17 protein-coding genes and 1 tRNA gene are annotated in these 18565 nt (G+C 65.3%); 10 read left to right on the top strand and 8 right to left on the bottom strand.

Going from position 1 to position 18565, the window contains the following annotated elements:
* Window positions 1–9 precede the first annotated feature (9 nt).
* Complete coding sequence (locus tag ACZ5LB_RS14925; RefSeq protein ID WP_464603003.1) at window positions 10–825, top strand: hypothetical protein; 816 nt, start codon at window positions 10–12, stop codon at window positions 823–825.
* A gap of 4 nt (window positions 826–829) precedes the next feature.
* Window positions 830–1465: a 4Fe-4S dicluster domain-containing protein gene (locus ACZ5LB_RS14920; protein ID WP_464603002.1), complete on the top strand. Its 636-nt coding sequence runs from the start codon at window positions 830–832 to the stop codon at window positions 1463–1465.
* Window positions 1466–1494: 29 nt separating this feature from the next.
* On the opposite strand, the gene ACZ5LB_RS14915 is transcribed toward ACZ5LB_RS14920, so the two are convergent.
* From ACZ5LB_RS14915 to ACZ5LB_RS14905, 3 genes are all read right to left on the bottom strand, one after another.
* Window positions 1495–2961: a menaquinone biosynthesis decarboxylase gene (locus ACZ5LB_RS14915; protein WP_464603001.1), complete on the bottom strand. Its 1467-nt coding sequence runs from the start codon at window positions 2959–2961 to the stop codon at window positions 1495–1497.
* A gap of 58 nt (window positions 2962–3019) precedes the next feature.
* Complete coding sequence (locus ACZ5LB_RS14910; RefSeq protein WP_464603000.1) at window positions 3020–4312, bottom strand: thymidine phosphorylase; 1293 nt, start codon at window positions 4310–4312, stop codon at window positions 3020–3022.
* A 66-nt stretch (window positions 4313–4378) separates the two neighbouring features.
* Window positions 4379–5056 carry a tetratricopeptide repeat protein gene (locus ACZ5LB_RS14905; RefSeq protein WP_464602999.1) on the bottom strand — a complete coding sequence of 226 codons (678 nt, stop codon included), beginning with the start codon at window positions 5054–5056 and terminating at the stop codon, window positions 4379–4381.
* Window positions 5057–5144: 88 nt separating this feature from the next.
* On the opposite strand from ACZ5LB_RS14905, the gene ACZ5LB_RS14900 reads away from it, so the two are divergent.
* Together ACZ5LB_RS14900 and ACZ5LB_RS14895 are read left to right on the top strand one after the other, a co-directional pair.
* Window positions 5145–5220 (top strand) — tRNA-Phe (locus ACZ5LB_RS14900).
* A 911-nt stretch (window positions 5221–6131) separates the two neighbouring features.
* Complete coding sequence (locus ACZ5LB_RS14895; RefSeq protein WP_464602998.1) at window positions 6132–6593, top strand: hypothetical protein; 462 nt, start codon at window positions 6132–6134, stop codon at window positions 6591–6593.
* A 160-nt stretch (window positions 6594–6753) separates the two neighbouring features.
* On the opposite strand, the gene ACZ5LB_RS14890 is transcribed toward ACZ5LB_RS14895, so the two are convergent.
* Complete coding sequence (locus tag ACZ5LB_RS14890) at window positions 6754–7341, bottom strand: hypothetical protein (RefSeq protein WP_464602997.1); 588 nt, start codon at window positions 7339–7341, stop codon at window positions 6754–6756.
* 364 nt (window positions 7342–7705) lie between these two features.
* On the opposite strand from ACZ5LB_RS14890, the gene ACZ5LB_RS14885 reads away from it, so the two are divergent.
* From ACZ5LB_RS14885 to ACZ5LB_RS14870, 4 genes are all read left to right on the top strand, one after another.
* Window positions 7706–7882 carry a hypothetical protein gene (locus ACZ5LB_RS14885; protein ID WP_464602996.1) on the top strand — a complete coding sequence of 59 codons (177 nt, stop codon included), beginning with the start codon at window positions 7706–7708 and terminating at the stop codon, window positions 7880–7882.
* Window positions 7883–7891: 9 nt separating this feature from the next.
* Window positions 7892–8470 (top strand): hypothetical protein, encoded by a 579-nt coding sequence (locus ACZ5LB_RS14880; RefSeq protein WP_464602995.1) that lies wholly within the window; start codon window positions 7892–7894, stop codon window positions 8468–8470.
* A gap of 346 nt (window positions 8471–8816) precedes the next feature.
* Window positions 8817–9680 (top strand): type IV toxin-antitoxin system AbiEi family antitoxin domain-containing protein, encoded by an 864-nt coding sequence (locus tag ACZ5LB_RS14875; protein ID WP_464602994.1) that lies wholly within the window; start codon window positions 8817–8819, stop codon window positions 9678–9680.
* Complete coding sequence (locus tag ACZ5LB_RS14870) at window positions 9677–10552, top strand: nucleotidyl transferase AbiEii/AbiGii toxin family protein (protein ID WP_464602993.1); 876 nt, start codon at window positions 9677–9679, stop codon at window positions 10550–10552. Before ACZ5LB_RS14875 ends, ACZ5LB_RS14870 begins: the two co-directional genes overlap by 4 nt.
* Window positions 10553–10673: 121 nt before the next feature.
* Here ACZ5LB_RS14870 and ACZ5LB_RS14865 read toward each other — a convergent pair whose 3' ends face one another.
* From ACZ5LB_RS14865 to ACZ5LB_RS14850, 4 genes are all read right to left on the bottom strand, one after another.
* Window positions 10674–11594 carry a hypothetical protein gene (locus tag ACZ5LB_RS14865; RefSeq protein ID WP_464602992.1) on the bottom strand — a complete coding sequence of 307 codons (921 nt, stop codon included), beginning with the start codon at window positions 11592–11594 and terminating at the stop codon, window positions 10674–10676.
* Window positions 11595–11688: 94 nt separating this feature from the next.
* Entirely contained in the window at window positions 11689–12120 is a 432-nt protein-coding gene (locus ACZ5LB_RS14860) for a hypothetical protein (protein ID WP_464602991.1), read from the bottom strand.
* Window positions 12117–12473 (bottom strand): hypothetical protein, encoded by a 357-nt coding sequence (locus ACZ5LB_RS14855; protein WP_464602990.1) that lies wholly within the window; start codon window positions 12471–12473, stop codon window positions 12117–12119. The genes ACZ5LB_RS14860 and ACZ5LB_RS14855 overlap by 4 nt, the downstream gene beginning before the upstream one ends.
* Window positions 12474–12642: 169 nt before the next feature.
* Window positions 12643–13890 carry an ISL3 family transposase gene (locus ACZ5LB_RS14850; RefSeq protein WP_464602215.1) on the bottom strand — a complete coding sequence of 416 codons (1248 nt, stop codon included), beginning with the start codon at window positions 13888–13890 and terminating at the stop codon, window positions 12643–12645.
* Between the two features lie 710 nt (window positions 13891–14600).
* Here ACZ5LB_RS14850 and ACZ5LB_RS14845 point away from each other — a divergent pair.
* The gene (locus tag ACZ5LB_RS14845; protein WP_464602989.1) at window positions 14601–16592 is read left to right on the top strand and encodes a hypothetical protein; all 1992 of its coding nucleotides are present in this window, start codon (window positions 14601–14603) and stop codon (window positions 16590–16592) included.
* Complete coding sequence (locus ACZ5LB_RS14840) at window positions 16589–18532, top strand: transglutaminase-like domain-containing protein (protein WP_464602988.1); 1944 nt, start codon at window positions 16589–16591, stop codon at window positions 18530–18532. The genes ACZ5LB_RS14845 and ACZ5LB_RS14840 overlap by 4 nt, the downstream gene beginning before the upstream one ends.
* Window positions 18533–18565: the final 33 nt, after the last annotated feature.

The raw sequence follows: 18565 nt of genomic DNA, 5'->3' as shown, positions 1-18565 counted from the left end.
AGGTATTTCATGCTTAAGCTTGCCGTCATTGGCGCCGGAACCCTCCTGGGGCGGGAACTGGTGGACACCCTCGAAGCCCGGGATTGCTCGGTGCTTCCGCTCTCCCATGGCCCCACGACCGTGGAGGAGGAACTGGGGGACGTGGTCATCTTCGCGCCCAGCCCCGCCCTCCTGGAGGGGATCGAGCTGGTCATCCTGGCCGAGACGCCCCTTCCCGAGGTCCTGGAGGGCTTCCAGGGCCGCGTCCTGGACCTGCGCCCGGACGCCGAGCCCTCCCTGGACCCCATGCCCCTGCAGGGGGCCTGGCCCAAGGGCAAGCTCGCCCTGCGGAACCGCCCGGCGGTGGAGCAGGTGCTGGCCGCCCTTCCGAGGCTGGTTGGGGGCATCGGTGAGGTGGGGGGCACCCACCTGCGCTCCGTGGCCTTCCTGGGCGATAAGGGGCTGGACGGGCTCGTGGAGCAGACCCTTACGGTGCTGAATGGGGAGGATCCGGAAATCGAGAAACTGGGTTACCGGGCCGCCTTCGAGGTGATCCCCCAGATCCCCCGGGGCCGGTTCGTGGAGGTGCGGGTACCCGCCTTCCACGGGGACCTCCTGGTGTTGCACCTGACCGCGGCCCCCGGCGCGGTGCTCACCCAGCTGGAGGCGCCCCAGGGCGTCACCTGGTCGACCCACCCGCCCTCCTCCCGGGAGGTGGCGGTGACCCCCGAGCTGCTGGCCCACCTTGGGCTTACGGACGAGGGGCGCGCGGGCGTGCTCACCCTCGGCTTCGACCCCATCCTGTGGGGGACGCTCATGCCCGTGCTGCGTCTCCTCGAGCTCTAGGACCATGGCCAAGCATCTGGACGAACCGCATGACCGGGGGGACTTCTTCAAGTCCCTGGGCACCCTCATGGCCGGGTTCGTGGCCATGCGGGTGGAGGACGCCGTCACGGGGGCCGGTCCTTCCCTGCTGCGGCCGCCGGGGGCCCTGGACGAGTTCGATTTCCTGCTGGCCTGCACCCGGTGCGACAAGTGCATCGAGGCCTGCCCGCAGGACTCCATCCTGAAGGCCGGGGCCCAGACGGCCCTGGCCACGGGCACGCCGTACATCCTCACCCGGAACATGCCCTGCTTCCTGTGCACCTCCCTGCCCTGCATCACGGCCTGCCCCGACGGCGCCCTGGTGTGGCCGAAGCGGAAGGTGGGCGACCAGGCCCTGGAGGGCCCGCCCGCGGTGAAGATGGGCACCGCGCGGGTCAAGCCCCGGCTGTGCCTGACCTACGAGCGCGAGGGGGAGACCAGCCAGCCCTGCACCACCTGCGTGGACCGCTGCCCCTACCCGGGCGTGGCCATCCGCATGGGGGAGGCCAAGGAGGGCGCCCTGCCCCATCCCGAGGTGGTGGCGGAATTCTGCACCGGCTGCGGGCTCTGCTCCTTCGGGTGCCCCACCCCCGAACCCGCCATCGTGGTGGACGCGCGCTAGGGACGTTTGTTCCACGTGGAACAGGCGGTTCAGATCCCGTATTCGGACCAGCGCCGGCCGATGCGCTCCAGGATGGCCTCGGGGAACACCAGGTCCCGGGGCCATTCCCTCTGGAAATTGTCCATCTTCAAACTCTTGCGGGTGGCGTCGATGCCGACCTTGCTGCCGAAGGCGAAGCGGTCGCTGCTGTGGTCCAGCACGTCCAGGGGGCCCTCGGTGAAGAGGAGGTCCCTGCGGGGGTCCACGTTGCTGGTGACCCGGAAGAGCACCTCATTGGCGTCGTGGGGATCGATGTCCTCGTCCACCACCACAATGCCCTTGGTGAACATCATCTGGCCCGTGCCCCAGATGGCGTTCATGACTTTTTGGGCGTGGCCGGGGTACGCCTTGCGGATGGCCACGATGGCCAGGTTGTGGAAGCCGCCGGCCGGAGGCAGGTGCATGTCCACCACCTCGGGAAGGACCATCTTAAGTAAGGGCAGGAAGATGCGTTCGGTGGCAAAACCGAGGTAGGCGTCCTCCTGGGGGGGGCGCCCTACGATGGTGGCGGGGTAGACCGGGTTCCGGCGGTGGGTGATGGCTTCCACGTGCAGGACGGGATAGTCGTCGGCCAGAGAGTAGTATCCCGTGTGGTCCCCGAAGGGGCCTTCCCGGCGCAGTTCCGCGGGGTCCACCCACCCTTCGATGACGATCTCGGAGTCCGCGGGCACCTCCATGTCGTTGGAGACGCACCGCACCATCTCGACGCCTTCGCCCCGCAGGAATCCGGTGAACATGATCTCCGAGAGGAAGGGCGGCAAAGGCGCGGTGGCCGCGTACGACAAGGCGGGATCGCCGCCCAGGCTCACGGCCACGGGCATGCGCTCTCCGGGAGCGTAGCCGTGGCGGGCGCGGGCGCCGTCATGGTGGAGCTGGGTGTGGAAGCCCAGGGTGTGGTCGTCGTAGACCTGGAGGCGGTACATGCCCATGTTCCGCAGGCCGCTCTTGTGGCGCGTGTGGCTCAGGCCGAGGGTGATGAAGGGGCCGCCGTCCTCGGGCCAGGTGGTGAGCACGGGAAGGCGGGAGAGGCGGGCCTCCTCGCCGCGCCACACCACCTCCTGGCAGGCGCCCTTGCGCACGGTCTTCGGCATCCAGGCCCCCACCTCGGCCAGCACAGGCAGCTTGGAGAGCTTGTCCAGGAAGCTCGCTCCGGGCTTGGGCATGGCCTCCTGGATGAGCTTCTCGATGCGCGCGGCCACGGCGTCCAGGCCCCGGGGATCGCCGTCCACGCCCAGGGCCATCTCCATGCGGCGGAGACTGCCGAAGACGTTCATGGCCACGGGCATGGTGGCGCCCTTGACGTTCTCGAACAGGAGCCCCTTCCCTCCCCCGGGGGCCTTGCTGACGCGGTCCGCGATGGCGCCGGCCTCCAGATGGGGATCGACCTCGGCGCGGACGCGGGCGAGCTCGCCGCGCGCGTCCAGCCGGGTCAGGAAGCTCTGGAAGTCCTGGGTCATGGTGCACCTCGAGCACCAGTTTCCATGGAAACGGGCTGCGGAGGCAACGCGGGTCTAGCTAGATGGTTTCCAGGAGCCAGGGCGCCTTGGCCACGGGGGCGGCCTGGATGTCGATCCAGCCCGCGGGGAGCGGGTTGCCGGTCCTGCCGTTGTGGTGCAGGGTGAGGAGCTTCATGCCCTTCTCGACCCGGTCGCCCACGTTGGCGTGCACCTCGATGCCGATGCCCAGATCCAGGACGTCGTCCTTGGAGGAGCGTCCGCCGCCCATCTCCATGGCCTTGATGCCCAGGCACCGGCTGTCCACGGCGTGGATGTAGCCGCTCGTCTCGGCCAGGATGTCCTCGCGGTGGGCGGCGCCGGGCAGGAGGCTGAAGTCGTCCAGGGCCGCGGCGTTGCCGCCGTTGGCGGCAACCCAGGCGCGGTAGGTGGCCATGGCCCGGCCCGACGCGACGCTGTCGGCCACGAGGGCCTCGGCGGCGGCGAGATCGGCCGCGGCGCCGCCCAGGATCAGCATCTCGGCCGCAAGGCGGAAGCTCATCTTCGCCAGGTCGGAACCGGCATGCATGCCCTTGAGGATCTCCACGGACTCGATCACCTCCATGGCGTTGCCGATGGCCCGGCCCAGGGGCTCCTCCATGCGGGTGATGAGGGCCTTGATCTTCATGCCGTGGGCCTGGCCCACGGCAACCATGCTCTGGGCCAGGGTGCGGGCGTCGTCCAGCGTCTTCATGAAGGCGCCGCCGCCGCACTTCACGTCCAGCACGAGGGCATCGGAACCGCCCGCGAGCTTCTTGGACATGATGCTGGCGGTGATGAGGGGGATGGACTCCACGGTGGCGGTGACGTCGCGCAGGGCGTAGAGCTTGCGGTCCGCGGGGGTGATGTCGCCGGTCTGGGCGCTGTTGGCGAAGCCGGTTTCGCGCAGGCTCTGACGGAATTCGTCCTGGCTCAGCTCCACCTTGAGTCCGGGGATGGCGGCGTACTTGTCCACGGTGCCGCCGGTGTGGCCCAGGCCGCGGCCGCTGAACATGGCGCAGGGGATGCCGCAGGAGGCCACGATGGGCCCGAGGATCAGGGTCGTCTTGTCGCCCACGCCGCCCGTGGAGTGCTTGTCCACCTTCACGCCGGGCACGGAGGCGAGGTTGACCTTGTCGCCGGAGTCCCGCATGCCCAGGGTGAGGGCGAGGGTCTCCTCCACGTCCATGCCGCGCCAGCAGATGGCCATGAGGAGGGCCGCGCTCTGCTCGTCGGGCACGGTGCCGCGGGCGGCGCCATCGACCCAGAAGGCGATCTGCTCGGGGGTGAGCTTTCCGCCGGTCTTCTTCGTGTAGATGAGATCGTACATTCTCATGGCTGGTACCTCCGCGCGGGGACCGGGACCCGGTCCGCCGGGCCCCCTCCCTCGATTCGATTGGGCCTAGACGCCCTGGAGCATGCGCTCCACGGCGGGATCGGCCTGCGTCTTGAAACGGACCTTGTAGTCCGCGAAATCCTTCAGGGCCTGGCTGCGGTCACCCTTGAGGCGGTCGGCGTCCAGGAGGGTGGTCCAGAAAAGGGGTGCCCAGGCCTGGTCGGGATCCGCGTCCTTGCGCAGGGAGCCCAGGGTGGACAGCGCCTCGGCGCCCTGCCCCATGGCGACCTGCTTCTGGGCCAGCCGCAGCTTGCCCCAGGCGTCTCCCGCCTCGGCGGGAATGGCGCCCTTCCCATCCAGCTGGAGCTTCCAGGAGGCCAGGATGCCTTCGGTGGTGGTCTTCTCGGAACCCGGTGCGCTGCGCACCAGGGCCTCCAGCTGCGGAAGCTTTTCGCGCATGCGCTTCTCGACCTCGGCGGCGGGCAGCGGTTCGGTGCTGTCGCCCGTGACTTCCAGCTGCAGGTTGGCGAGCTCGCTCTCGTGCCGCTCGATGCCCGCCGCACGCCAGTACCTGAATCCGAACACCACGGCGCCGAGGCCGAACACGACCCCCGCGGTGATGAGCATGGGCTTGAGCAGACCGGTCTGGATATCCTGCCCCGACGCGACCTTCTTCTGGAAGGCCTGCAGGCTCTGGGCCGGCTTCTGGACCTGGATGACCTTGTTTTTGCTGTTGGCAGCCATGGACGACACTCCGAACATTCAAGCATGCCCGACCGGCCCAGGTTTCGCACTTGAAAACTGGTGGGCGCCTGATACGATGGAACGCTAGGCCCGGATAGCTCAGTTGGTAGAGCAATGGACTGAAAATCCATGTGTCGGCGGTTCAAATCCGTCTCCGGGCACCAAAGAAGCCCCGATCCTGAAGGATCGGGGCTTTTCATGTCGGGTCGCACGTCCTCAAAGGGCCTGTTGAGATATCCAAAATCCTATCCATGCGGCGGGTCATTCCCTACAGGAATCACTACACCCAGGACCGGCTGGACCCGCACCAGATATCGGTTTCCGTCACGCAGTACCTACCTGGGAGGGTATTTGCCTGGGAACGGGTTTCCCTGAACACCAGCTTTGCCAGCCATGAGGCTACGGGCGGCAGACCTATGAACCGGTGTCCCAATGGCCTGAGACGGGTTGTGGCTTTACCCGAGGGGGATGTTACAAGGCGAGGGCACTATTGCTCGGGCTTTGGCAGTTGACCATCGGGGAAGAATCCATCAGGGAGATCCAGCGTCATGGGCAGTGTCTTCTTGTCCGGGAGATTGATCACCACGCCCCTCTTCCAGTCAATCCACCGCTCGCGATAGGAGTCCTTGGCATTGGGATCATTTTGGGCAACAGCCGGATCAGCCGGGTGGCGAGTCGCTTCCGTTGGGCGAAGGCGGCCCCCTTGCGCCGACACCGGGCGCCGGCACGACGATGGGCCTCCGTCCTGCAGGCGGGGTCACCGCAGACGTGCTGGCGGTTGCCCACCTTGGGATCAGGGGCGAACCAACGGTAGCAGATCCGGCAGGGGCGCCTGAACGACATGCCTCACCTCCTGGATGATCCTTCCAGCCTGTCGGATCGGGGGGCCTAGGCCAAGGCGGAACAACGAGTTCGGCCTCAGGCGACAGAACGATTTCCCCCCTGGAGTGCTGGCCCTGCCCAGACCAGGGCTGGATCTGGGAGGATGGGAATGAACATGGGAGGACGCATGGCTCGTTCGAAGCCGCGGAAAAAGTAGGTCGAAAAGGTGCGGCAGGAACGCACGGTGCAGCACATGGAGAACCGGACCCGGAAAGAGGAAGTGGGCCTGTTCTACGAAGTGGTCAAGGGCATCCTCACAAACCATCCGCCGGTAAAAAAGGAGAAGCCGATTACCCTCGAGGAGATCGAACACTGGTTCGATTCGGCCCCTGAGGCCCCAGTCGTCCTCCTCTCCTTGCCGCCAGATGAACATTCCTGGCAATCGCGGCGGATCAAGATCACCGTCAATCAGCTCGCCGTGGAACGCCACCTCAGAGAGCGGGGCAAGGACGAGAGCCACCCGTCCTGGGACCTGGGGTGCGCGATCGTCGGGAAAACTCTCCGGGACACTGCCAAGGAAGTGCTGGAGGATTACCTCCTCGAGAGATTGGACGACGACTTACTGGAGGATCCCCCCTGGGACGAAATCCCGGATCCACGCTCAGGGTGGATCAGTTCTGCCAAGCCGGAGCGGTCAACTTCTGACGAGCACTGAAGCTGGCGGTGCTCGGGACCGTGCTCCGGTACTTGTCCACGCCCGCGGTCGTCGTGATCGATCGCAGTGCCCCGCCCAAGGAATAAGGGACAACGCCCTTCCTGGCGGTCCAATTCCCCCGGGTTCTGGGGATTTGGACCGCCAGGTTTGGACGGACCCATTACATGAGGTTGACGGCCTGGAACAGCTCCCGGACGGTGAAGACCCGGGGAACCTGGTCCAGCCGGGTAAGCGTGATCCGGGCATGCTCCGGATTGGGAATCGAGCTGCGGAACAGGGTGCCATCCACTTCAAGCTCGATGCCTACCGCTACCGGAGCGGGTGCCGGGGCGGGAGCGGGCTGGACGTTGGCGACCAGTTCCTTCTTCAGCTCCAGCATCCGGGGGATCAGGAAGCTGGTGAACCAGGCGTCGAGGGCCTCGGTGGCGGCGATGTTCGCCTCATCCTTGGTCTTCACGTCGCGCAGGGTCTGCACCAGGACTGGAAGGCCCTCCATCGAAATGACCCAGCCCGGCTTGTGGCCCTTCTTGAACCCGTCCACCTCGATCTTCCGGACATAGGGATGCAGGGCTTTGACGTTGTACAGCAACTGCAGGAGGAAAGCGGGCGAGCGGTTGGTGTGCAGGTCATACGCACAAACCTCCACCCTGATGTCGAGCTTGGGGACGGCCCCAGTCCCCGCCACGATCTCGCGAAAGAGCCGGCACTTGCCGCCCCAAGGGGCTTTGATCACTTCGATGGGCTTCATGATAGGTTTCTCCGATTCGACCCCGGCCTGAGGTCTGACAATAAACTAATTCATCCAAAAACTTTTGCAATAGTGAAAACTTTTCGAATCGATGCAGATACCCACTTGAGTGATGTACCACTTCAAAAACGAGGTCGGTTGTGCATCCTCCCCCGCCTGGGACCGGATGGCCGGGAATATTTAGGCTTAGTTCAGCTAAATCAATGCGTTCCCCCGCGATGAGGCTGTCTACCAGTTCAAGGACGACATGGCCCAGGGCATCTTCAGGTCTCCCAGCATCGGGGACATGAGCTTACGCCACCCCCAGATGCCTCCCGCGTTCGATGGGCACGGAACCCCGCTGCCCCCACCTGAAAGGAACCCCATGCATCGAACCGCCATCATCGAGCTCGAGGACGGACGCCTCGTCAAGGGCGCCGTCCAGTCCGCCATCAACCACGGCATCCATGGCTGGGAGATCGAGCTGGCGCTCGCCTCCGGCGACACCTTCATCTGGAAGCAGGCCATGGACCGCGGCCAGCTCCTTCATCTCGACGCCTGAGGAGGCTTCATGGCCTACGAACCAATTCTTGGAACCTGGTCCCGCCACGGAAACCTCGGCCGGTTGACCCATCTGGAAGGTGTCCGCCGGGCGAAGGTCGATGAGGCGGTCCGGACCGGCCTCGGGGTAAAGGCTCTAGCGCTGGCCTACACGCCGGCTCGGATCATCGAAGCTCTCCAAGTTTCCCTTCCCCGGTACCGGGCTCTCGCCCGGGGCGAGTCTCCGGCCAGGGACGAAGCCTCCCGGATCAACCATTGGTGCCGACTGCTCCTGCGGGACCTGCAGCGCCTGGACGAAAGCCACCAAGTCCTCCAGCGCATCCAGGAGTGCCTATGGGCGGAGTGGAAGGCTCAGGGCACCGGGGAGACCACCTTCCGGCTCCGCATCCGGACTGAGCAGCTCGACGTGGGCCAGCACGAGGCCTTCGTGGACTGCCTGGCCCCAAGCGGCGGGGTGCTGTGGACAAGCTACGCCACCACCGTGGTCTACAAGACGGCCGCCCTCGCCCTCAGGGGCAGCAAGGCGAGGCTGGTCCATGTCATGCCCTGCCAGGACGATTACGCCGCCAGTTTCTTCGAACCGTTCTGATTTCAGACCAAACGGGACGAACGACCTTCCCGAACTCCTTGGGAAACACAAGTTTGTACGTTAGCTCACGAGAAACGCAATTTCAAAAGAATCCATCCTTACGAGCGAAAACAAATTCAATTAACACAATTCATTGCGATTGGATTAGGTTTGAGACTTTCCTTGAGAACTTCGGATGGAACGAACGTATCGATTCAATAGCAATCCCTTTTCTTTTTGGACAAAAATTCAGAAAAACCTTGACTTTGGGGGGTGTCACCTTTATACTCACGTCCAAAGGACGTGAGTATAAAGGAGACCCCGGCCTAAAATGTCAAAATCTTTAACGCGAATCCTAGAAGAGGGGTTGGCCCCCGAGGGCCGGCGGATCGTCTCGGACTGGAGGGCCCAGGTGATTTGGCTCCGGGCGTTCTTCCAGGGCTCCGAATCGGAAACCGTTCAGGCCAGGACGTTGGCCCGGACCAAGACCCTCCTCCGCCGAATGGTGGACAACCAGGACCTGGTGGTGGCCGACGAAGAAGCCGGCCTGTTCCAGATCTCTTCCCCCTATGCGAGCAAGGACCCGATCCTGGACTGGGAATTATTGATGGAGGCGAACCCGTCTTGCGCGGTCGCCTTCCACTCCGCGATGGCCTTCCACCGGATAACCGAGGATTTCCCGACCGGCCTTCAGGCTATGATCCCGGCCACCCCAGATTGGTTCCCGGTCGGCCTGACCGACGTAGACCTGGAAATGCAGGCCAGCATCCCCGCCCACTCCCGCCGATTCCCCAAGCTCCGGGGGATCCCCGTGGATTGGCACATCATCAAGCACACCCAGGGAATCAGGGAATACCACACCTTCACCTACCCGATCCGCGTCACCACTATGGAAAGGACGCTTCTCGACGGGTTGGCCCACCCCGAGTGGTGCGGCGGTCTCGAGTCAGTTTTCCGCTCGTGGACCAAGGCCCTCGATTTAATCAAGCTCCCCACCTTGGTGGACTTGGTCGAAGAGATGGATCGGCCGCTCCTGCGCCAACGTGCCGGGTTCGTCATGGAGACCCTGGGGCTCACCCATCCAAACCTGGAGGGGTGGTCCAAGAAGTCCGTGGCCGGGGGGTCCTCACGCCTGCTCGGCACCGCGCCCTTCCAGCGAGAAGGGTTCAGCGAGCGATGGAAGCTCTCCATCAACGCGCCGATCAACACCCTTCTGGAGGGCCACGTTTGAAGGATCTCTACCCCCGCTCCTTCCAGGAATTGACCACCTGGTGCCGTTCGAACGGAATCTCCGCCAACGAGGGGCGGGAACGCTTCGTCCAGTATGGCGTCCTTCTGGCCATCTCACGATCCAACACCCTCCGAGAACTCCTTGTGTTCAAGGGCGGCAACGCCCTGGACTTCATCTGGCTGCCCAATCGCAGCACCCAGGACTTGGATTTCACGGCCCGCGCCACGCAGCTCGATCCCAAACGGCTGGAAACGACCTTCGCAAACGCCCTGAAGGTCGCGGAGGTCGAGACGGGAATACGGTTCCGGGTGCAGAGGGTCGAGCAAATGCCGCGGGGCTCGAACCGAACCAGGGCCACGTTCAGGGTAAGCATCGGTTACGCGCTCTCCGATGATCACGCCAACCAAAGGAGGATCGACCTGGGGGCGGCTTCCAGGGTTTCGCTCCCGGTGGAGGTGAGCACCAACGAGGTGGTCTGCGCCGCGGAACCCGTCCGGCTTGACCCGGCGGGGGACAACCTGATGGTCGCGACGATTGAGGACATCGCGGCCGAGAAACTGAGGGCCCTACTCCAGCAAGTGACCCGGAATCGCCGGCGGAAGCAGGATTTGTTAGATCTCGCGGCCATGATCAAGCAAGGCACGGAACTGAACCCCCTCCGGCTCCGCGAGTTCCTCCGGCAGAAGGCCCGCGCGCGGGAGATCGAGCCAACCACCGAGGCGTTCCGGAATGAGGAGGTATGGACGCGGGCCGGTTACGATTACGAGCAGTTGAAGGGCCGGACGCGTGTTCTTTTCGTCCCCTTCGATGAGGCCAAGTGCCTTGTCCTCGACCTGGTTAACAAGCTTGGGCTCGAGGAGGAGGAAGGTTGAAAGTTGGACGTCCTATCGGGCGTCCCTGGATGGCGTGGGGGGCGCCCCATCTCTCAGGACGCAGCATCGCGCCCGGCTCCATCCACAAGTGGCCCTGCCCTCGAAGGAGGGCGAGGTCAGTTCAGTTCGTCCCCGGGACGCGATCATGGAGGGTCCAAAGAAGGCAATCAACCAAGGAAATGGCACGCAAGGCGTTCAGTTCCGTAGCGTATCCCACGTCCAAGCCGTGAAGAATGGCGTTTCGGCTGAATATTTCCTGGGACGCCAGCCATTCCTCGCTGGATTGTGAGAAGGGCAAGACCGCTTTCAGTGGTTCGAGAACGGCGTCCAGGAAGGGGGAGTCCTCCTGGGCGGCCAGTTCCTCCAGGTGCCGGATCCGCTCCTGCACCCTTCCCTTCACACCTGTGAACAGATGGCCTTGTCGGTTCAGCGCATCGTCACACACCCCATCCGCTTGGGCCAAAAGGACGGGGATAGCCAGGGCATAGCGCCCCTCACGATGGGCGGCGAACGCTTCCTTCAGAAGAGGGGCCCGCGCCGGGAGCCTTTCGAGAGCCCACGCTTCGACCCCCTCCCAATGGGTTCGGTAGTGATCCACGAAAAGGGCATCGATATCTTCGTCGTCGAGGCACTCCATCGCCGTAAAGGTGTCTATCGGGAGTTCAGGCCCGATGAACCACCCCCGCAGGGCAGCCTTGGTCGCGCACACCCGTGTTCGGTCTGGCAGGGCCTCCAGAGCGGCGGCGCTTGCGCGCAATGGCTCCGTAAGGACCAGGAAGGCCTTAGGGTCCCAGACCGGGATGGCGTTTTTGATGGCTTGCGAGATGCCCTGGGTCAGGCTCTGCGTCCCGCAATGCGCGGCCTCCTGGATCTCCCGGATCATTTCGGCGAAGCGGGCCAAGTCTGGGCCCACCTGGTGGAGGACCTCCCAATCCTTGGGCGCGATCTTGTTCTTCAGAGAGTCCATGCCCTGGTCGCCTTCTGCTGTTTGTCTGTTTTTAGACTGGGGGGAAAGACCTTGGATGGCAACCAAGGCGGACATCCCATCGTTTGTTCCAAAACGTAGAGGGGCTCCGGAGGGGGTCAAAAACACGCCCCCCTGCCCGAAGGCAGAGGGGCGTGCCGGCTCTATGGGCTTAACAGCCCAGAGTGCGCCGGACAGGGCGGAGCCAAGCCAGGGCCATCTCCAGGAGGTGACCCATGGTGGGCGGCGCCGCTTTCTCGTCGAAGAGGTCAACGCCGCTGACCCGCTGCCATGACTTGTTCGGGATGAACTCTGTCAGCAGGTGCCCGGAGAAGCGGATGGAGAATCGGCTCTCCGAAGTATCCAGGTTCACGTAGGCGGAGCCCTTCGAGCCGGTGCGGCAGATCGAGATGCCCCGCCCCAGGGGGTGTAGGCGCAGCATGGCGGCAAGATTCTGGGCTGTATAGTCCGCCGCGACCTTTGCCAGGCCCGGGTCCATGCAGCCCACAGGAACATGGTGCGCCGCCATCTGGTCAAGGCTCATGGCCTCGAGGGGTGTCTTGTCGATGGATAGCTTGAGGACGGGGAAGAGTCCGCGAGTCACTGGCCACCTCCTGCGAGAGAGGCGAAGTGCACGTCGGCGGCATAGCCTACGGCGGTGACGACAGCGGCGGCCGTGGTCGCGTTCAGGGCGTTTCCCCAACCCGGAATCCAACCGAGCAAGACGGCGGAAACGCTGCGGCCCACAAGGCTAGCGGAGAGGGTAAGGACGAGGTCCGTGGCCGCTGCGTTCGCCAGATCGACACCGTGGGCCCTGGCGATGGCCACCACGAGAGCTGTCTCGATGGCGGAGAGGGGGCCCGAATCCGATCCTGGGATTTGAGCGAGTCCGCTCCCGATTGCGGCGCCAGCGGCCGCTGCGGCCGCAATGAGCGGCCCGGTCTGTTTCGTGTTCATGGAGTTCTCCTAGTAGGTGCCTGAATTGTGATTAATAAAAAGTTTATTAATAAGGGTGCTGCTCTTGATAAAAGGGGTGGAGACCTTCACCTGACACCATACGCTTGCTCGGCCGTGCTGTATAGGTCTTTTAATCGGTTCCTCGCTGAAGCGAGTGGGTAGCGACCGGTTATAACCGGGCGGTTTGCCAGGCTGGGGTCAGATCGAACTTCAGCTTGCCGGCGATGAGGTAGGCCATCGTCACCAGGTTGCGGATGGTCCGGTAGCCCCGGGCTTTGGACTTGGCGGCCTGGAGCAGCGAGTTGATGCCTTCCAGCAGCCCATTGGCCAGGCCGCTCTTGAACCAGCGCAGAACCCCAGCCATGTGGTCCTTGAGCGTGTCGGCAGCTTTGACCATGGGTTGGATGCCGGACTCTCTGACCATCGTGATCCACTCTTTCAGGAACATCCCGGCCGCTTGTGGATTCGCCTGCTCATAGAAGTCCTGGAGGGTGAGTTTCATTCGGTAGGCCTCAGCCGTCAGCAGGTTCGCGCCCCGCAGTTCCTGGAGTCTCCCAGCCTGGGTCGCCCTGAGGTTAGAGGGGTTCTTCAGCCAGATGTAGCGGGTCTTCTTGAGCTCGGGCCGATCCTTGGCCTCTCCGCGCCGCACGTCGTCCACGGCCCTGTTGATCATCTGCATGACATGGAAGCGGTCGAAGGTCAGGTGCGCCTTCGGGAAATGCGCTCTCAGCCCCTTGATGAACGAGGGAGACATGTCCAGGCAGGCCTCCTCGATCCTCTCTGGGTCACCCATGTGGGCCACGAGGTCGGCCTTGAAGGCCTGCACGGTCTCATGGCTTCGCCCGGCCACACCGAACAGGACCTTCTTCTCCTCCATGTCCATGACCAGGGTGATGTAGTTGTGCCCGCGCTTGGCGGCGGTCTCGTCAATGCCGATCCGGGTGACGGTGGACATGTCCACCTTTGCCCGGGCCTCATCCACGTGGTGATGTACCAACCGCCAGAGCTTGGTATCGTGCTCGCCGACCAGCTTGGCGACTGTGGCTACCGGCATGGCCTGGACCAAGGTCATGATCAAGGCTTCGAACAGGAGGGTGAAACCTGATCCGGGTCGAGCCCAGGGGACCTGGACTTGCTTGACCCCGTCCACATCGCACTTGCAGCGAGGCACCCGGGCCGTCAGGTAAGCGGCGTGCTGAAAGAAGTCCAGGTGCCGCCAGGTCTTCTCCTCGGTGTCGTGGACCTTGGCGGGCTGGCCGCAGACCGGGCATGGAAAGTCAGCCCCACGGGTGAAATCGATCGTGATGTCCAACCGCTTGGCCTCCTCGTCGAACTGGAGATTCTTGACCTCCCAAGGGGCCTGGAGGCCGAGTGCCATGGTGAACAGGGTGTTGGTGTCCATGGCCCCATTGTCCATGGAACAGGCGCGCCGACCCACCCTCTGTGGCCGGTGCTCGGGAATGGAAAGCCCGCCGGATTCCGCTCCGCGGAACGGCCTATGGCCGCCCTTCGGGTCCGCGTCCTTCCCACACCCTCGGGCTCCGCCTGGAAAACGCTGGCGCGTTTCCCACACCGCCCACAGCGACCGTCAGCAGCAGCATGGTTTTGAGCCTCTACTTTCCCGGAATCCGAGTCCTGGCTTCACCGTTCCAGGAAACCTTTCGGAGCTGGGCCACAGCACGAAACAGGTCGGCGCTTTATGCGCTGGTCACCCACACGAAACAGCGACGGGCCCTATTTTTACACACCATCTGGAGCATTGTTCGTCAGCGAGCGAGGACCTAGGCTGTGCCGCTGTCATGAGTGATTTGCGGAAGAAGCCGGCGCAATGCTGCTTGCCATCCTTGGTTGGGAACGCTCATTCACGGAGGGTCCCATTGGGCATCGTCTGGATGGCAGTCCACAGCCAGGGCGGGAAGGGAATCCCGCCCGACTCCTTCCCCTTGGATCGCCCCCGGTGCACATCCCGGTTGTAGCCAATGGGCTTGAGCGGGTGGATCAGGTGGGTGGATGCCCGCCGCCGGCTGGGCGGAACCGGTTCCCAGATCCGGAAGGTCCCGTGAGGGGTTCCGTCCGATGGGCCAGGGTGGGAGACTGGAGGCAAACCCAACCTGATCCGAGGCATTGATGAAAACGGCTGCCCTGCTGCTCCTGCCTTTCCTCGCCCTGCCCCTCCTGGCGGCGAAATGGCCATCCATTCCGAAGGAGGTGTGGGCGATGCGGGACGACCAGGCCCTCGTGGCGGGGGGGGCCGTCATCCTGGAGCGCAAGCTGGATTTCCAGCCCAACTACCTGGAGGAGTCCGTGCGGGTCCGGGTTCTCAGCCAGGCGGGAATGGCGGCGGTGGAATTCACCGACCTGCCGCCGAACCTGACGTCGCTCGAAGGCCAGGTGACGCAGGCGGACGGCAAAGTGCAGGTCATCGGCCGGCGGGAGGATTTCCTGGTGCGCAAGGTCGTGTCCACGGTGGACGGCTCCGTGAACGAAGGGGTGCTGATTCCCCCGGGGGTCACCACCGACTGCGTCGTGGAGGTGCGGTGGCGCGAAGCGACGGAACGGGGGAAGGCCGAGCTCAGCCGGATGTCGCTCCGGGACAAGGGGCACCTGCCCGAGCGGTACGGGGATTTCCATTTCTGGAGCCTGGGTTCGGCATACCCCACGAAGGTCGCCCTGGTGCAGCGCGCCAAGGATCTGGAATGGCCCTTCCTGTTCTTTTCCACCGGCGGCCATCCCATGCAGGAGGGTTCGGGGTCCATGGGTTCGACGTACCAGTTCCGGGATCTGCCGGCCCTGCCCCCCGCCCCCTTTTCCCTGGAGGTGCACCGCCCTGTGCCCAAGGTGCTCTTCTACCGGCCCATCGATGGCCTGTCCTACCTGGCCAAGGCGCCCGCGATGGACTATTGGCAGAAGGTCGTGGACCTGGCCTACAAGCATTGGTTCATGGTTAAGGTGGCCAAAGGCGAGGCCTACCGGACATTTTCCGCCGGGATCCGAAAGGACCTGACCGGCGGTCCCCGCGAACGGGCCCGGCTCATCGCCGAGCGCCTCCAGCGGCGCACCGTTGACCTGGACCAGCTTCTGTACGATGAGAAACCCGACCCCCTGGCCCGCCACGCGGTCTCCGAGGACGGGGTCTCCAACCTGGATTACGCGGCCAAGACGGGTTTCGTGGACAGCCCAGGCATGGTCAAGCTCCTCTTCCACGTGCTTCTGGACGAAGGCCTCCAGCCCAAGGTGGCCATGGTGGCTGACCGTCGGCAATGGGTGGTGAACCCCGAGGTCCGCACGCCCTTCCAGTTCACCCACCACCTCCTGGGGGTGGAGGAACCGGGGCAGCCGGTCCTGTGGCTGGATCCCCTGGGCCGCGTCGTGCCGCCTTCGGAAGTGCCCTACTACTTCCAGGGCACCAAGGCCCTCACCTTCGACGGCGTCACCTGGAAGGCGGCGTTCCAGGAGGTGCGGGTCGCCCCGGCCAGCGCCAATGAACGGAAGTTCACCTACGACCTGGATCTCACGGACGAGGTGGCCAAGGTGCGGGTCGAGGCGACCTTCACGGGCGCTTCGGCCCTCCAGGCGCGAAGGACGATCTGCACCCAGTCACCAACCCAGAGGGAGGCCTGGTTCAAGAGCCCGCTGGAAAAGCGCGGGCTCGCCGTCTCCCGGGTGGAGGTGGCCAACGCCATGGATGTGACAAAGCCCCTGGCCTGCACGGCCGAGGCCACCCTGCCCGTGGAACCGGGGCGGATCCTCAAGGTCAACCCCTTCCCCGGCATGGATGCGGGGATTTATCTCCCTCCCTCGCTACCCGTCCAGCGCATGGATCCCATCATCATGCCCTTCCTGGGCATCCAGGAGGCCCAGAGCACGATCAAGGTGCCGTCCGGCTACGTCCTGCCCGCGCCCGTCATCCTGGTGAAGTCCACCCAGTGGGGCACGGTGCTCCTGGAGGTCCGCCAGGACCCAAGCAGCGGCAACCTCTCGGCGCGCATGAGGGCCAGCACCCTCTCCTCGTACAATTTCCCGGCGGCCTACGGCTCCCTCAAGGACTACCTGCAGGCGGTCCGGGCGGTGGTCTATCCGGAGGTCACCCTGGAGAAGTCGGCGGAACCCGCGAAATGAAGGCCGTGGCGCTGGCGGCGCTCTTTCTCTTCCAGGGCGCGGCGGAGGTGCCCGGTCTGGGCCGGCTGCCGGCGTGGGCCCAGGGGCCCGCCCGGGAGGCCGCCCAGGAAACCCCGCCTGCGGGGGCCGATGCATGGGTGCTTCTTTCGCGCCGGGAGATCGGGTACGGGGGGGATGGGGTGGTGCGCGTCCGGGAATTCCGCCTGGTGAAGCTCATCCGGGGGCGGGGCCTGGAGGAGGCGGGCTACGTGCGGCGAGGCCTGCTGGACGGCGCGGAGCGGATCCGGGACCTGAAGGGCTGGAACCTAAGGCCCGACGGGGAGATGGTCAAGCTGGAAGCCCGGGACAAGGCCACGTTCGGGGACGTCAGCCAGGCCTCCTTCGACCGGCGGACCGCCCAGGTAGCGCAACTGCGCCGGGCCACGGAGGGAAGCCTGGTGGCCTTCGAAGTGGAGGAGGAGGTGGGACCCCTGAAGGACCCCTGGACCTGCCCGGTGATGGAGGTCCACCCCGTGCGGCGGTGGGAACTGGACGCCTCGGCCAGGGACGGCGGCACAGCCGTCCAGGTGAGGCGGCTGCGCTTCCGGCCCTGGGTTTCCGGCGGCGGGGAGGAAGGCCCGGTCCAGTTGGCCCAGGTGCCGCCCCAGCCCCTGGCGGAGCCCGCCTGCCCCTTCCCCCACCGCCAGTTGCCGGCGGTGGAGGTGCGCTTCCTCGATCCCCGCTGGACCGGAACGGCCATCCTGGCTTCCTGGGACAACCTGGGGGGGTGGTACCACGGGATCTTCGCACCCAAGGTGCAGCCCGTGGCGGGGGAGGGCCAGGGCCTGGCCGGACTGCGGGCCATCTGGCGCCGCCTGGGGCGGGACCTCGTGTACAAGCAGGTCTACCTTTCTCCAGCGAGGTCCAATGTGCCCGAGACCTCCGTGGAGGTGGCGCGCAAGGGATACGGAGACTGCAAGGACCTGACGTGCCTGTTCCTGGCCCAGGCCCGGGCGGCGGGTTTCGAAGGCTATCCCGTGCTGGCGCGCATGCAGGTTGGGCCCATCCTCGAGTCGGAGATCGCGGGGCCGCCCCGGGACACCTTCGATCACGTCTTGGCGGCGCTTCGCCTGGAAGCGCCGCTGGGCCTGGAGGCGGAGGTGGTCACTCCCAAGGGCCGGTTCCTGCTGGTGGACCCGACGGATCCCTTCACGCCCCTGGGGCGGCTGGGAACCGCCCACCGCGATGGCAGGCTGCTCATCTGCCTTCCCGGGGGCGGGCAGTGGGTGGCGGTACCGCAGGGGGCCGTGGCCCCGGGCTCGGTGGAGATCAGCTTGAAGGGGAAGGTGGACGCCGGTGGTGGTCTGGAAGCCGAGGCGCGCCTCGTGGAGGCCGGCGGGCTGTGGGGCCTGAGGAGCCGGGCCAAGGCGCTCACCCGTGATGATTTCAGGGCCTACGTGGAGGCCGAAGTGCTGGACCAAGCCATCAATGGGAAGGTGGAGGTGCTTGCCCTGGGCGATCCCCTCGACCTGGAGCGCCCGTTCGCGGTGACCCTGAAGCTGGCGGGCCCCGGCGCGCTGGGCCGGCAAGGGGCCGCCTGGGTGCTTCGCACGCCCCTGGGATTGCCGGGGATGCCCCCGGCCTTCGCGCCGATGGGGCGGAAGCGCCAGTTGCCGGTGGTTTCACGACGCACCGGGCGGGTCGTGCTGGATGCGACCCTGGAGCTGCCGGGGGAGGCCCGGCCCATCCTGGCCGAATCCTCGGGGGAAACCCCTTTCAGGGCGCTGGCCTGGAAAGCCTCGCTGGAGCCCGGAGGGCGCCTGCTCCGGCTCCGGGTCGAGGAGAGCCGGAAGGATGCAGCCTTCGGCCTGGCGGATCTGGCGGCGGCGGAGGTGGCCTGGCGGAAGGACCGCGCCCTGGTGCGCTCCCTCCTGGAGGACGGGATGGCGTTCCGGCCCTGAGTGTTAGGATTGGGATTTCCGGGTCAGGAGGGC

The sequence above is a fragment of the Mesoterricola sp. MK458 genome (assembly GCF_055384935.1).
Note: the sequence above shows the minus strand (reverse complement) of the source record. Positions and strands in the feature narration are given on the sequence as shown.